The organism is Streptococcus halichoeri (assembly GCF_019774635.1).
GTDB classification, from domain to species: domain Bacteria; phylum Bacillota; class Bacilli; order Lactobacillales; family Streptococcaceae; genus Streptococcus; species Streptococcus halichoeri.
Genome location: NZ_CP081502.1, coordinates 1,743,572 through 1,758,172 on the forward strand (window position 1 = coordinate 1,743,572; position 14,601 = coordinate 1,758,172).

Here is a 14,601-nt window from a genome sequence, read left to right on the forward strand (position 1 = left end):
TTAGTGGCTTTAGTTCGTTTCGCTCCGTAGGTGCGAAACAATGATTTGCTTTGATTTGCTTTGATTTAAATACAAGACGCCTTTTGTCTCTTTTCTAGATGTCTCTATTTTGATAATTGTCGGCAGTGCGTTGCTCGTACAAAATACCAATCTCTTTCTTCTCTCGCTGATTTCAGTTCCTATTTACATCATTATCATTTTTACCTTTATGAAGCCCTTTGAGAAGATGAATAACGCTGTCATGCAGAGTAATTCCATGGTCAGCTCAGCCATTATCGAAGATATTAATGGGATCGAAACGATTAAATCACTGACTAGCGAAGAGTGTTGTTACCAGAAAATTGATAGTGACTTTGTAGATTACCTGGATAAGTCCTTTAGACTCAGCCAGTACTCTATTTTGCAAAGTAGCCTCAAACAAGGGGCACAGCTGGTTTTAAACGTTATTATCTTATGGTTTGGAGCTCAACGCGTTATAAAAGGAGAAATCTCCATTGGACAACTCATCACCTTTAATACCCTGTTATCTTACTTTACCAATCCTTTGGAAAATATCATCAACCTACAAACTAAATTACAATCTGCCAAGGTGGCTAATAACCGACTTAATGAAGTTTATCTCGTTGAGTCTGAATTCAAAGATGCACAGCCATTGACCAACACTCAATGCTTACATGGCGATATAGAGTTTGAAGGTGTGTCCTATAAATATGGTTTTGGGCCTGATACCTTATCTGACATCCAGTTAACCATTAAAAAAGGAGACAAGGTCAGTCTAGTCGGTATTAGTGGCTCGGGTAAGACAACATTAGCAAAAATAATTGTCAATTTCTTTGAGCCTTACAAGGGACGAATTGCCCTCAAGCAGCACGATCTTAAACTAATAGATAAAAAGATTTTGCGGCAACACATCAACTATCTTCCTCAACAAGCCTATATCTTTAGTGGTTCAATCTTGGAAAATCTGACACTTGGTGCTAATCAAGCGATTAGCCAAGAGGATATTCTAAAAGCATGTGACCTGGCAGAAATTAGAAAAGACATCGAACAGATGCCGATGGGCTATCACACAGAACTTTCTGATGGAGCTGGACTTTCTGGAGGACAAAAGCAACGAATTGCCCTTGCTAGAGCTCTTTTAACCAAAGCACCTGTTTTGATCCTTGATGAAGCAACCAGTGGGCTTGATGTGCTGACTGAGAAAAAAGTCATTGATAACCTTATGGCCGTGGCAGATAAGACCATTATCTTTGTCGCGCACCGGCTCAGTATAGCGGAGCGAACCAACCAAGTCATTGTCCTTGATCAGGGGAAGATTATTGAGGTTGGTTCACATAAAGAATTAATGGCTAAACAAGGCTTTTACCATCATTTATTTAGCAAGTAAGGAGCATTATCATGAACCCCAATTTGTTTAAAAGTGCTGAATTTTATCAGCGACGTTACCATAATTTTGCGACACTCTTGATAATTCCCTTCGCTTTATTGGTGAGTTTTCTTCTGTTTTTTTCTCTCTTGGCCCAAAAAGAGGTAACCGTCACGTCAAGAGGGGAGATTAGACCAACTAAAGTCATCGCTTCAATCCAATCAACTAGCAATAATCCAATCACAATTAATAAACTCATCAATAATCAGCTGGTCAAAAAAGGGGATAGCATCATTCAATATGCACAGACCGGGGAAAGTGCTCAAAAAAAAGCTTTCGAAAAGCTTAGGAGACAAAAGTCAGCGCTTGAAACCCTCAAAAAAAGCCTGAAGCAAGGCACAAAGCTTTTTACAGGAGAGGATGAATTTGGCTATATCAGTACCTTTAACAACTTTATCAAACAGGTTCAAGACCTTGAGTTAGGTATTTCAAAGACTAATACCGAAGTTAATCATCAAGCTACAATTGCTAGTCAGACTGCTAGTGCCATTGAGAGTCAAATGCATAATCTCTATCAACAAATCACCGAATATGAAGAGCTTTATCAAGCTATCAGCACTAAAACGGCAAAGCTATCAGCAGGCAACCCTCATCAAGCAAGATTGACGCGTTATTTAGCTCAGGCTCAACAACATCCAGATGCTGCATCGGAAAACCAATACCTTTCACAAATCAAGGAAAGCATCTCAGCTCTTGAATCCTCTATCGGTAGCTTAACCATCCAAAGAGCAAGTACAGGGAGTGTTGCGACCTATGACAACAGTTTTGAGACAAAGGTGGAAGTTCTACGAACGCAGTTCCTACAGACTGCTTCCCAGCAACTGACTACCGTTGACAATCAACTAACTGAACTTAAAGCTCAAATTGAACAAGCTGACGTGCAACTAAAAAATAATACAATCACAGCTCCAGAAACAGGCATTGTCCACTTAAATAGCGAATTTGAAGGGAAAAATCTTATTCCAAGTGGAAGCGAAATTGCGCAAATTTATCCAAACCTTGCCAACATCAAAGAGGTTCTCATTACCTATTATGTCACATCAGAATATGTTCCCCTCTCTACAAGAGGGCCAGATTGTTCGCCTGAGCCTTGAGAAAGTAGGAAAGCAAGCCGTTACAGTTGTCGGAAAGATTCAATCAATTGCTCAAACGGCTACAAAAACTGAGCAAGGTAATCTTTTTAAAATTACAGCGCTTGCTCAGTTGCCTGAAAAAGAACGCAACCATGTGCAATACGGTCTTGAAGGGCGTGTAACAAGTATCATTGCAAAGAAAACCTACTTTGATTATTATAAGGATAAGATTTTAAATAATTTCTAAATAGGCATTTCATGATGAAAAATGTCCTTTTTAGGAATCGCTAAGCTAATTCGGCACATTTTTAATATAATAAGATTATAAGCTAAAAGGAGTTTTTAAAATGGACAAAAAACAAAGTATAACTAACTTTTCCCTTCTTTCTGAGGCCGAGTTACGAACAGTTAAAGGCGGAAATAGCTTTGTTACACGTATTCTAGGCGAAATAATGGGCAAAGCTAAAAGAAAAGCCATAGCATCGTAAACGCTGAAATTATCAACCTTTAAAAGATGTAACCAATATCAACTTCCTTAGTTAAGATCGTAGCTAAAACAATCAAAATGTCCTCATTTTCATTGATAAACTGAGAGGGTACTCTTAGTGAGTTACTTAAAACCATCTGTTCCTTAGTGATTGTTTTTATTAGTGATTGTTTTTATTAGTCATTATTTCTAATCACTGAGGAACAGACGGCTTTTATATTTCTATTTCTAAAATCTGTTGGAAAATAAAATGATCACTTAGAGTTCTCAAAGACGTATTTGGATATGATTTCAAAATATTCTTAACATTAGATAATCCAATCCCTCTTTCTTCTCCTTTTGAGGATATTCCTCTTTTAAAAATTAAGCTAACATCCACTTGTTTTTCTTTTGTCGCATTTTGAATAATAAAAATTTGCTTCTTATTTCTAGCATCTTCAAAGAAACAAATGACGATCCCAGCATCTTCTGTAGCTTCTGCCGCTGCCTCCAATGCATTATCGAATAATATAGAAATAACCGTTAAAAAATCAATCTGTTCCATATTTCTTAGCAAGATTGGCTTTTCTATTTCTAAAGAAACCGGAATAAATAAACTTTGAGCCGTGGTAGATAAAAAATCGCCACACATTAGTATAGCGATTAAGTTGAGAGTTTGACTGCACAAGTCTAAATTGTGAATTCTATAAAGCAAATCGAAAAGATAATGCTCTCAATAACAGCATCACCATTCAAAAAGGATTACTTATGCCCATCTTTTTCAGATAAAGTGGTTACATAGTGATTTAATGTCTGCTTCATTATCCAAGCTGTTCCTAAACCAATAAAACTACCTAATAATATCCCAACAAATCGAAGCTCGATCAACGATGTTGAATCTGTCTGTCTCACTAGTGTTGATAATAAAATAGTCATAGGATTGATAAAAATATTTGCAACGGCATAATTACGCACTACATAGTATTGGGATAGGCCATATAAAGAAGAAATCATTAACACCAATAATAATCCACTGATGTTTAGCTGCAATAAAAAAATAGATAAGATTAAACCTAGTGAAGCACCTAATAAATACTGAACATGACGCTTTTTCATCGCTTCAAGATTTTCAACTAATAGAATAGAAGCGCAAGCCATTGTTACCCAATAAGGCTTATTTAATTCTAAAGCGTGGCTAATATAAACTGTTAAAAATAGAGCCATGCTGTAAAATACTGCATCAACAAGGGCAATAGCATCTTGTTCAAAAGCTTCGGTGAACGTTTTATCTAAAAAACGTATTTCTTTCCGTTTATCTAAGCGTTTAATAGCATATCCGCCAAGCAAACTTAAAAAAATACCGAGAGTAAAAAAGCAAATTACCCCAAAAATCTTCGATAGCGGAAGAGGCAAACTTGCGCCCATCGCACAAACCATTACATAAAATAAAGCTCCAGGTTTATGGATATTATATAGTCGTGTCAATAAACGACTAATAAAGGCAACAATTCCAACAACAATAGGTGATAACCATGGCGATATAGTAGATAGGAGACCTAAGACAAAAGCTAATAATAAAGTCACTCCAATAATTCCTAAAAATTTCATCAAGGATTTTGAAGGAATATTTCGATAATAAAATAAGGTGAATAGACCTATGGAAGATATACTAGATACGGAATAACTGTTACTGAAGTAGCCCACTAATAGAATAATCAATATAGCGAGCATTAAGATAATTGAGCGAAAGGGATTATCATTAACCTCTGTGAGAGTAAAGTAAGACTTTAAATGTTTTAAATATTTCATATTTTTATTATAAAAAACTCTTTTCTAAAATTCCCGCATTGTAAATGAAGTGTACAAAAAAAGATATATTCGCCTAATATACTAAAAGTCGCTAAACAAGTATAAAAAGATATGAATATGTCCTCAATTCATTATACCACAAAAAAAGCTCACTGTCACCTTCTCGTGTTGACAATGAGCCTAAAAACAGGACTTGATCTAAAATTATGTTCTGTAGCTGTCACACTAGTTTCCCAGCCTTACTTCCAGTTCTATGATTCCTAGAAATTATCTTGAAAATTTAGCCCTCAAAACTTCTGATATTCTCTTTAAAAAACTGTAATTTATAGCGCTATTTTCTTCCATTTTCGGATTTTGGTTCTAAAAGTTCCAAAAGGTGCAACTGTATTTACATGAATAAACTTATATACTTCCCAAGTGGCTGTTTTAGTCGCTTCATCAGCCCATTTTCTCATATGTGGTTTAAATAATTCTTCTTCACTCAACGAATCAATCATGACATAGATAGAATTAATATTCTCATTTAAGGTTGCTTTCAACTCTTGCAATGATAAATGAGCGTAAGTATCTGTGAACCACTGATACAACTCGCCAAGTTGATTCCATTTAAACTTATCTGATGGAGTCTTTACAGGAATCCCCTTTTTTTCGTCTTCCTCCCATTTAAGAACTAAGCTTGTCCACCCCACTTGATAAGCAAGGTTTTCTGCTGGAGTTCTATCGACTTCATCAACCCTCTTATCTTTTAAACGTTCTGGAATAGTATCAAATTCTAAAAGATATTTCTCAAATGATTTTTTTATTTCAGCTTTGAGTTCGTCTTTATCTTTGTATGCTCTCATAAAACCACCTCTCACAGCTGTGCTGACCTTCATTTACTAGATTTTTGCTCTAACTTTTTAGGCAAAAAACAACTCCTGCTTCATTGTCATCCCTCTCGCACCAATAATCCCACTACCTCCACGTGATGCGTTTGCGGGAATAAGTCCACAGGCTGCACCTTGGTCAACTGGTAGCCCAGTTCTTGGTAGTGCTTGATGTCACGCGCCATGGTGGCTGGGTTGCAAGAGATGTAAGTGATTTTTTCTGGTGCCATGGCTGCGCTTGCTTGGATAAAGCTCTCGGTTAGCCCCTTACGCGGCGGGTCAACGATTAGCACATTTGGTTTTACGCCTTCTTGAGACCATTGGGTCATTGCTGTTTCAGCTGCGGCAGCAAGATAGGTCACATTCGTGAGGCCATTACGCTTGGCATTTTTCTTAGCATCCTCAACTGCGGCAGCGATTACTTCAACGCCATAGACGTGCTTGACTTGCTTTGCCAAGGACTGGCCAATGGTGCCAATACCTGAGTAGGCATCAATGACAATATCATCTGGCGCAAGGTCAGAAAAATTGATCGCTGTTTGGTAAAGTTTTTCAGCCATGACGGTGTTGACTTGGTAAAAGGACTGTGCTGAGATGTCATACTGGTTGCCAAGCATGCTGTCAGTGATGGTTGCTTTGCCATAGAGAGTACGATAATCCTTTCCCATAATGGCATTGCCTGTTTGGTCATTGATATTTTGGATAATGGATACCACTGCTGGGAAGGCTGCAATAATTTTCTCAATGACTTGGTCTATTCGAAAGAGTTTGGGTCGGGTAGTGACCAGAATCAGCATCATTTCACCCGAATAATGGCCCTTACGCACGACTACATTTCGGATAAGTCCTGTCTTTTCGATTTCATTATAGGGGCTCAGGTCATAGTGACGCAGTAAGTCCCTGGTAAAGTTGATTAGGCGATCAATCTCTGGATCTTGAATCAAGTAGTCAGAAATTGGCATGAGCTCATGGGAATTTTTCCGGAAAAAACCAGTTTCTAGTTGACCATTGACACGACGGACAGGAACTTGTGCCTTATTGCGATAAGCATAGGGCTGATCCATCCCCAAGGTTGGTAACACTGCAAAATCTGGCAGCTTAGCTATTTTATAAAGAGCATCACTCACTTGCTTCGCTTTAAACATCAGTTGCTGGGGGTAAGCTAGGTGCCCAATATCAGCAATCCCTGTGCGTAAATAAGCCAGATTAAGTCCTTGATTGCGGTTAGGCGAGAGTTCTAAAAAGTTCTCCACTTTACCAAAGCCAATCTTTTTAGTGATTTTCAAGACACGCATCTGGATTTTTTCCCCGGGCAGGGCATTTTCAACAAAGAAGACAAGGCCGTCATATTTGGCGATACCTAAACCTTCATGAGTCAGATCCTGAATCTCCACATCTACAATATCATTTTTTCTTAACATACGTTTTCCTTTTTCTAGGGGGCAACTCAAAAAGAGTAACTAGCGTTACTCCTTATTATATCACATTTTAGCGTAAGCCTAATTGTGCCAATTGATCTTGGTATTTTGCATAATCAATGGCCAAGGCTTGTCCTCCATACATATCATATTCATCAACCCAGTCCCCGTTTTGGGGAATAGTGACCCGCTCTACACCCTTACCAGCTGTCACACTGCTTAAGCCTTTATGAGCAATAAAAGGAAAGGAGAGATTGGTCGAAGTCAAAGCATAAATCTTACCGATTGCTGCTGAGCCGGTAAATAATTTACTTGGGTCTTTAATCTGTTGCATGACCGCAGACATGACCTGCTGCTGGCGTACTGTGCGACCATAGTCACCTTGGTCATCCTTACGAAAGCGAGCATAGTTTAGCAGGGTTCGACCATCCATGCGTTGCTCGCCTACTTTGATAGTCTGATCAGGCACCACCCCATTTTTCATTCGCAAATCATCAGGAACCTCTACGTGATCGACTGCTGTTCCATTAATCGTGGCAAACTTCGCATTGATTTTTACACCATTTGGGAAAAGGGTGTCAATCGCTTGTGCAAAGGTTTCAAAGTCCACCATGACATAATATTTACAGTCAATATCAAAATTGCGTTTCAGAGCTTTGCGGACAAATTCGGCCCCCTGATGTTTATCTTGCTCGCCAAAATTGAAAGAGCTATTCAGTTTCAAATCATAACTCTCATCGCTATAACTATAGCCTGGAATATTGATGAGGGTATCGCGCATGAAGCTGACCATCTTCATTTTTTGAGATTTATTGCCGACATTGATCACCATAATGGTATCTGTCCGAGCATCGGTTGATTGCTGGGTCACTCGCTGATCTGAACCTAGGACCAAAATATTGGTGCCATCTTTGGTATCTTGGCCATGAAAGGTTTCCTTAATAGCTGGTTGAACATCCTTGGTACTGTGAGAGACATCAAAGATCCCCTTGACAAACATGAAAACCATCCCAAGAAACACCAAGAAGAGGAGCCAGGCAAGCCATTTAAAATAAGTTCGATACTTTCTTTTACCTTTTTTAGTAGTGCGGGGGCTGCCATCATCTGAGTCATACGCAGGGGTAACAAAAGTTCTGGTTCTCTTAGGCTGGGCAACAGCAGCGGGCTGTTTTTTGTGCCGGATTGAACGCTTCTGCTCCGTCGGATAAGCCATAATACCTTTTGGAGTGTAGCCTGCTGTGTCATCAGCTTCAAAATCAGCAAAAGGATTGTCTTGTGTCTTTCTGCTGCCTTTTGGTCTCTGGGAATGAGCTGCGCTGGGATCGCTCGTCAAAGCTGTTTGCCCCTGCTCCAGTTTAGCCTTTAAATAGCGAAACTCGCGTTTTTCGCCATCGCTGAGGTAAGTTAGATGCCGCAGCAAATAATAATATCTTAATTCTTCATGGTGGTTTAAGCCACCTTTTCCATTTCTTGTCATATCATATCCACGTTATTTTCATTTTAGATCTTTTTGAATAATTCTATTATAACCTAACTTGATGTGAATGTCCTTGCTCATTCCTAAGCGGTGCTAAGAAAGAGCTCGCTTAACTGCTTAAATGCTATTGATGATACGCACAATCTCCTCTGGTGTCCGATGATCCACATTAATCACTAAATCAGATAGTCCTTCATACAGGTGCATTCTGCGCTCAAAAATACCGTGGAAATCTTCTTTTGAATTATTAAGAAAAAGCGGCCGCTGAAAAACTGTGTCATTTTTGATTCGGTCATACAAAACTTCAAAGGAAGCCGTTAATAAAATATTATTTTTTCGATTGCGACGTAGCAACGTTCGGTTTTGTTCACTGATTACAACGCCTCCTCCAGTTGAAATGATGTGCTGATCTGAACAAGTGCTTAAGAGCTCTTGGAGTAATTCTGACTCAAGCTTACGAAAAGCCGCTTCGCCTTTGAGAGCAAAGAGCTGGGCGATGCTCATTCCAATGCGTTCTTCAATAACAGTGTCCATATCAATGAAACGATCATCTAAAAGAGAGCCAATCGTGGTTTTTCCGGCTCCCATAAAACCTAATAATAGTTTAGCCATGTTGTTGTAACCTTTCTAAATCATGAAAAAATTGCGGATAACTGGTTTGAATGGCCTGGGCATTTTCTAAAAAAGCTGTGCCTTTTGTAACCAAAAGTGCTGCAATGGCGGCAACCATGCCAATCCGGTGGTCCCCTTTAGCATCTGCTTTAAAACCGTGCAAGGGCGTTGGCCCATGGATAATCATACCATCGGGCCTGGGGGTGACCTGAGCACCCATGGCTTTGAGAAGATCAGCGACAACTTGGATACGATCTGTCTCTTTTACCCGCAGTTCCTGAGCATCTTTAATCAGGGTTTGCCCCTCTGCCTGAGTGGCCATCAGGGCAATAATGGGCAATTCATCAATCAGCCGGGGAATAAGGCTGCCTTGAATCGTTATTCCTTTTAAGCTGGAGCTACGAACCAGAATATCAGCCATTTCCTGCTGTTTGTCCTGGTTTTTGAGCTCAATGTCTCCACCCATTTGCCTAATCACATCTAAAATCCCTGTCCGAGTGGGATTAATCCCCACCTGTTTTAAGCAGATTTCCGAATCAGGAACAAGAAGACCCGCAGCTAGCCAAAAGGCAGCACTGGAAATATCACCAGGAACCCTAATCTGAGTTCCCCGTAAAGTCTGGGGACCACGGATTGTTATGGTATGACCATCAGTCTTAATATCCCCGCCAAACAAAGTAATCATTTGCTCAGTATGATTGCGGGTAGGCACCGGTTCAATGATAGTTGTTTCGCCCTTGGTTTGCAATGCAGCCAGGAGAATAGCTGATTTGACTTGGGCTGAAGCAATAGGCATCTCATAAGTGATTGGTCTGAGATTTGGCTGACCTTTAACGCGTAAAGGCGGATAAGCCTTATCTTTTTGACCTGTTACTTGAGCTCCCATGCGATTTAAGGGTAAGCAAATCCGGTCCATGGGGCGCCTTGAGAGACTGCTGTCGCCAACCATGCTAACTGTCAAAGGTTGAGCAGCCAAAACACCGGCAATGAGTCGCATGGCAGTTCCGGCATTGCCCATATCAAGCTGATGATTTAGCGCAGCTTTGAGTTGCTTACTGCCGCGCCCCTGAACGATTACTTTATCGGACTCTTCAATAATAGTCACCCCAAGCTGACAAAAGGCCGTCTGTGTGCGCGCCACGTCTTCGCTATCTAGTAGACCTAAAATCTCTGTATCGCCTTGGGCAATGGCCCCCAAGATAAGTGCCCGGTGGCTAATCGATTTATCACCTGGTAGGGTAATTGTTCCTTGTAAGGCCTGACTCTTGGTTATTAATTGCATGATAACTCCTTCATTCCTGTACTATTTTAGCATATCAGATAACTTTTTTTCCTCCCGTGTGGTGCTGTCATTGCCCAGGGTTTTCTTGATAATGGAGGCAACATCTCCCTTACGGGTTTCCAAATGTCCCTGGTCTAACTCTTGGTAAGTGGCATTCAAAATTGCTCCTAAAATCAAAATCCGGGCTAAAAAGATAAACCACAACATGATAATAAAGATCATAACCGAACCAAAAGCTTTAATATCAACCATTTTCTCGACATTGCGTACAACATAATTGGCAATGATATTACTTAAAAAGGTTAAAACAAATGCGGTTAATGCTGTTCCTGGTAAAATGTAGCGAATCTTATGAATCTTGACATTAGGTAAGATAAAATATAAAACCATCAGTCCCAAGAAAATAATCAGCAGTGTGGCAGGCTGAATTAAAATTAAGAACAAAGAGGTTATATTATCACTTAAATGATAATGGTTATCTAAAACCTGAATGGTAGCTCTTGAAAGTGTTGAAAAAATCATCACAAAAGTTAGCAGGAATAAGATAAAAATACTGATAAAAAGGCCAACGAGATGTCCAATTAAGTAATCTCGATGTTGAGTCACATCGTAAGCTTTATTAATTGCCCGTTGTAAAGACGTTAAACTCTTTGACATGGTCCATAGCCCCGTGAGTGTTGCAACCCCAAGAACCGAGCCAGAAGGCTTAGAAAAGATATTCATCACCACCATTGCAGCTGGTCGATAGATGTCATGCGGCAAATTTTGTTTCATAAAACTTAAAAGGTCATTAGTATTAATATTTAAGTATGGAAAAATATTGGCTGCGATGATAATTAGCGGAAACACTGTAAGAATCAAATAATAGGCCACAGCAATAGATGATAAATCCATCTCCGCACTCTGCAAATGTCTCATGAAGGCTTGGATTGGCTCATACTGCCATTTGTCCATGATCCGCTCAAAGAATTTTTTTTGCGCCATTCTAGTAAGTTCTTTCTTCTCCCTGACTGGTTAAGATGACCGGACCATCTTTGGTAATTACAAATTGGTGCTCATATTGACAAGAAAGGCCACCATCTAAAGTTTTATGCATCCAGCCTGTCTTCATATCGGTGTCAATTTCCCAAGTGCCGGTATTAATCATTGGCTCAACGGTTAAGACCATGCCTTCTTTCAAACGAAGACCGCGCCCTGCTCGGCCATAATTAGGAACCATTGGTTCTTCATGCATAGTTGGTCCCACTCCGTGGCCAACCAAATCACGAACAACACCATAGCCACGACTTTCAGCATACTCTTGAATCACAGCTCCGATGTCACCAATGCGGTTACCAACTTGGGCTTGCTCAATGCCTAAATACATGGCTTCGCGTGTCACATTCATCAAATCTTGCACTTCTTTTGAAGGGGTGCCTACAGCATAAGCCCAACAAGAGTCTGCTAAGCCACCTTGATAGGCTTCTGTTACTTCTCGCATAGCAGCAGTGTTATTGAAATCCAGTGCCGAAACATCTAAGGATGCTTTATCCAGAGGTTCACTTAGGACCATATCAACTTTTAGTAAATCACCATCTTTTAAAATATAGTGTCTAGGAAAAGCATGAGCCACTTCATCATTAAGGGCACAACAAGTGGCATAGGGATAGTCCATGATCGTCCCATCAACTCCAATCTGCAATGGTAAGACATTTTCTTCTTTGCAACGTCGGCGGACATATTCTTCTACTTTCCACATATCCACACCTGGTTTAATAATCTGACGTAAGCCAATGTGGATACTTGCTAAAAAATCTCCAGCTCTATCCATAGCTTTAATCTCGCGATCAGATTTTAATGTTATCATTTAATATTGTTCTCCTCTATCTAATTAAATTTCGTGGTAACAATGGCTTTTGCAACAATAGTATTCTCAACATAGATTTCAAAATCCAAAGTTCCATTACGTCGATTTTCTGTTATCAGTTTTGGGTAAATTTTTAAGTGATCGTCAATCTGTGACGCTTGTAAAAAGTATAACATCATTTGTTCAATAATGATATTTTTTTGGTGTTTGCGGGTGAAAACTTTATGAGTAATCAATTTTAACAGCTCCGAGATAACACCATGTGTTAAGTTGCCCATATTGTCAATCATATTTGCTTCAACAATAGTTTGGAAAAAATCCTGCTTTTCTTCTAAACCGGTTGCTAACTGCTCACTATGAGTATTAAGATGGGAGAGTTGTGATTGTTGGAGATTTTCCATTGCTTGCCGTCTTGTTATAACACCAATCAAGTGCTCAGCGTCATCTACTACAGGCAACATATTCAAATCTTCAAAAATCATTTTCTGCGTAATATTGGCTAAACTCATATTAGGTCTAGCTATGATTGGATTGTGACTCATGACGTGTTTAATAGCCGTTGTGCTAGGATGATCCACGACATCACGCATACTAACAACACCAACAACCCGATTAGCCTGATTTACTACTGGAAATCGGACTTCCTGCGTATCTTTGATAAGACCGTTGTACTGCTCAATACTGTTATCTTCCGACAGGTAACCATATTCTGATGGCAAAATGAACACTTGCCCGACTGTTTTCAAGTCCGTTTTAATTCGGAAATTGGCCAAGGCCTGATTAATCAGATTAGCAACTGAAAAAGTATCATAATGGGTCACCATCACCGGAATCTTTAAGTGATTGGCCCGATCAATGACATGCTCTGAAACGTCAAAACCGCCCGTCACCAGGACTGCATTGCGATTTTCCAAAGCCAGTAATTGAATCTCCTCACGGTCACCAATAATCAAAAGACCACCCTTGACTAAATAGCGAAGGATATTCTTTTGCGTCATGGCACCAATTGAGAACTTACTAAAAGCGCGTGCCAGGCCGCTCTCCCCAGCAACGACCTTAGAATCACTGATCCGCGCAATTTCTGTATAGGTCAATTTATCAATGCGCATCTTGCCCTTTTTTTCAACTCGGACAGTTCCACTACGTGGCTTGGTTTCCACAATACCACGATTTTCCGCTTCCTTAATAGCCCGATAGGCCGTTCCATCACTAACCTTCAAGTGGTTGGAAATACTACGGACACTGACGCGTTTTCCAATAGCAAGATTTTCTAAATAGTCGAGGATCTCTTGATGTTTACTCATAGTGATAATCACCTAGTTTCATTTGATATCTGACATAGTGCCTTGTTTTTTTAGTAAAACGGTCACTTCCTTTAAACTGCTCTTGCTTTTTAAAACCAGCCTTCTTAGCAACGCGTTGACTCGCTTGATTTTCCAAATGTGTCAAAATAGTCAATTCTTGCAAACCAAATTCGTTAAATGCAAACCAAACAATCGTGCGCAAAGCCTCGGTCATAATACCTTGCCCCCAAGTCTGTCGCTTAATAAAATAACCAATCTCAACTGATGATTTGTGGCTGATTCTATTTTCAAAGGAAAGGGCCCCAAGCAAGCTTAAGCTAACTTTATCACAGATAGCCCACGTTCCTAAAGGTTGCTTTAAAAACTTATGAGTCAAGAGGTAATCACTTGCCACCTTATCTGGGCAGGCAGGAAAAATAAAAGGTAGATTTTCAGGTTTCCCTACAATTTGATAAAAAGCCTCGCTATCTTGAAATGTAAATGGCCGTAAAATGAGACGCTCTGTCTCAATCACGGAAAAACGGGCGAGCTGTGTCCAGTAATCCATATTGCCCCCTAAGCCTAGTTTAGATCCATTATAACAAAATCCAAAGCATTTATCTATAACAGTTGTTTTTTTGATAAATCTGTACTAGTATTGCCACAAGAAAAACTATCTGTGCTAATGCCCCCACTCAAGCAAATAGACTAATAGTTGATGCATTTACTGAGCCTTATAGTCCTACTTTTCTTAGTTTCGATGGATGAAAAAGATTTATTTTTTAAATCTGCAAAATCCTAGCATTTTTTACGAATATAGAGATAACACCCATTTGCCAGTGTTTCAGTAGCCAAGTACCGCTGCTAGCGCATTAGCAATTAGCCGCTGCACTTTTTAGCTATCATGCATGACTACTTAACAGCATCGCCCACATGATGTCAGCTTTTCCATCTAGCTAGCCTTCATAGTCTCACCCAACTGTAGCTTGCCTGAGCCAGTTCAACAAAAAAGATTAAAGAAATCGTCCTAAAATGGAGTATTT

Annotated in this window: 12 protein-coding genes and 2 pseudogenes; 3 read left to right on the forward strand and 11 right to left on the reverse strand. The window is 39.7% G+C overall.

The features are described from left to right. Positions 1 to 88 precede the first annotated feature (88 nt). The 3 genes and pseudogenes from K5J94_RS08190 to K5J94_RS08200 form a co-directional block, all read left to right on the forward strand. A pseudogene (locus K5J94_RS08190) lies at positions 89 to 1,387 on the forward strand (peptide cleavage/export ABC transporter); the annotation flags it as partial. Positions 1,388 to 1,398: 11 nt separating this feature from the next. After that, a pseudogene (locus tag K5J94_RS08195) lies at positions 1,399 to 2,746 on the forward strand (bacteriocin secretion accessory protein). Positions 2,747 to 2,846: 100 nt separating this feature from the next. Further along, on the forward strand, positions 2,847 to 2,987 hold the full coding sequence (locus K5J94_RS08200; protein ID WP_159545081.1) for a ComC/BlpC family leader-containing pheromone/bacteriocin: 141 nt from the start codon (positions 2,847 to 2,849) through the stop codon (positions 2,985 to 2,987). A 213-nt stretch (positions 2,988 to 3,200) separates the two neighbouring features. Here K5J94_RS08200 and K5J94_RS08205 read toward each other — a convergent pair whose 3' ends face one another. From K5J94_RS08205 to K5J94_RS08255, 11 genes are all read right to left on the reverse strand, one after another. Further along, complete coding sequence (locus K5J94_RS08205; protein WP_221912872.1) at positions 3,201 to 3,680, reverse strand: GHKL domain-containing protein; 480 nt, start codon at positions 3,678 to 3,680, stop codon at positions 3,201 to 3,203. Positions 3,681 to 3,727: 47 nt separating this feature from the next. Next, positions 3,728 to 4,549, reverse strand: coding sequence for an FUSC family protein (locus K5J94_RS08210; protein WP_231700352.1), 822 nt, complete (start codon positions 4,547 to 4,549; stop codon positions 3,728 to 3,730). Between the two features lie 548 nt (positions 4,550 to 5,097). Then, positions 5,098 to 5,616, reverse strand: coding sequence for a ClbS/DfsB family four-helix bundle protein (locus tag K5J94_RS08215; protein WP_159592376.1), 519 nt, complete (start codon positions 5,614 to 5,616; stop codon positions 5,098 to 5,100). An 86-nt stretch (positions 5,617 to 5,702) separates the two neighbouring features. Further along, positions 5,703 to 7,061, reverse strand: a complete 1,359-nt coding sequence (gene rlmD / locus K5J94_RS08220; RefSeq protein ID WP_221912875.1) for a 23S rRNA (uracil(1939)-C(5))-methyltransferase RlmD — start codon at positions 7,059 to 7,061, stop codon at positions 5,703 to 5,705. A 67-nt stretch (positions 7,062 to 7,128) separates the two neighbouring features. Then, complete coding sequence (locus K5J94_RS08225; protein ID WP_159564184.1) at positions 7,129 to 8,535, reverse strand: LCP family protein; 1,407 nt, start codon at positions 8,533 to 8,535, stop codon at positions 7,129 to 7,131. A gap of 117 nt (positions 8,536 to 8,652) precedes the next feature. Beyond that, positions 8,653 to 9,147: a shikimate kinase gene (locus K5J94_RS08230; protein WP_159564186.1), complete on the reverse strand. Its 495-nt coding sequence runs from the start codon at positions 9,145 to 9,147 to the stop codon at positions 8,653 to 8,655. Beyond that, positions 9,140 to 10,429 carry a 3-phosphoshikimate 1-carboxyvinyltransferase gene (aroA, locus tag K5J94_RS08235; protein ID WP_221912877.1) on the reverse strand — a complete coding sequence of 430 codons (1,290 nt, stop codon included), beginning with the start codon at positions 10,427 to 10,429 and terminating at the stop codon, positions 9,140 to 9,142. Before aroA ends, K5J94_RS08230 begins: the two co-directional genes overlap by 8 nt. A gap of 21 nt (positions 10,430 to 10,450) precedes the next feature. Continuing rightward, entirely contained in the window at positions 10,451 to 11,413 is a 963-nt protein-coding gene (locus K5J94_RS08240; RefSeq protein WP_221912879.1) for a YihY/virulence factor BrkB family protein, read from the reverse strand. 1 nt (position 11,414) lies between these two features. Then, the gene (locus tag K5J94_RS08245) at positions 11,415 to 12,275 is read right to left on the reverse strand and encodes a methionyl aminopeptidase (RefSeq protein ID WP_159564192.1); all 861 of its coding nucleotides are present in this window, start codon (positions 12,273 to 12,275) and stop codon (positions 11,415 to 11,417) included. A gap of 20 nt (positions 12,276 to 12,295) precedes the next feature. Beyond that, positions 12,296 to 13,579: a CBS-HotDog domain-containing transcription factor SpxR gene (gene spxR, locus K5J94_RS08250; protein WP_221912881.1), complete on the reverse strand. Its 1,284-nt coding sequence runs from the start codon at positions 13,577 to 13,579 to the stop codon at positions 12,296 to 12,298. Continuing rightward, a complete protein-coding gene (locus tag K5J94_RS08255; protein ID WP_221912883.1) occupies positions 13,572 to 14,126 on the reverse strand; it encodes a GNAT family N-acetyltransferase in 555 nt (184 codons plus the stop codon). The genes spxR and K5J94_RS08255 overlap by 8 nt, the downstream gene beginning before the upstream one ends. Positions 14,127 to 14,601: the final 475 nt, after the last annotated feature.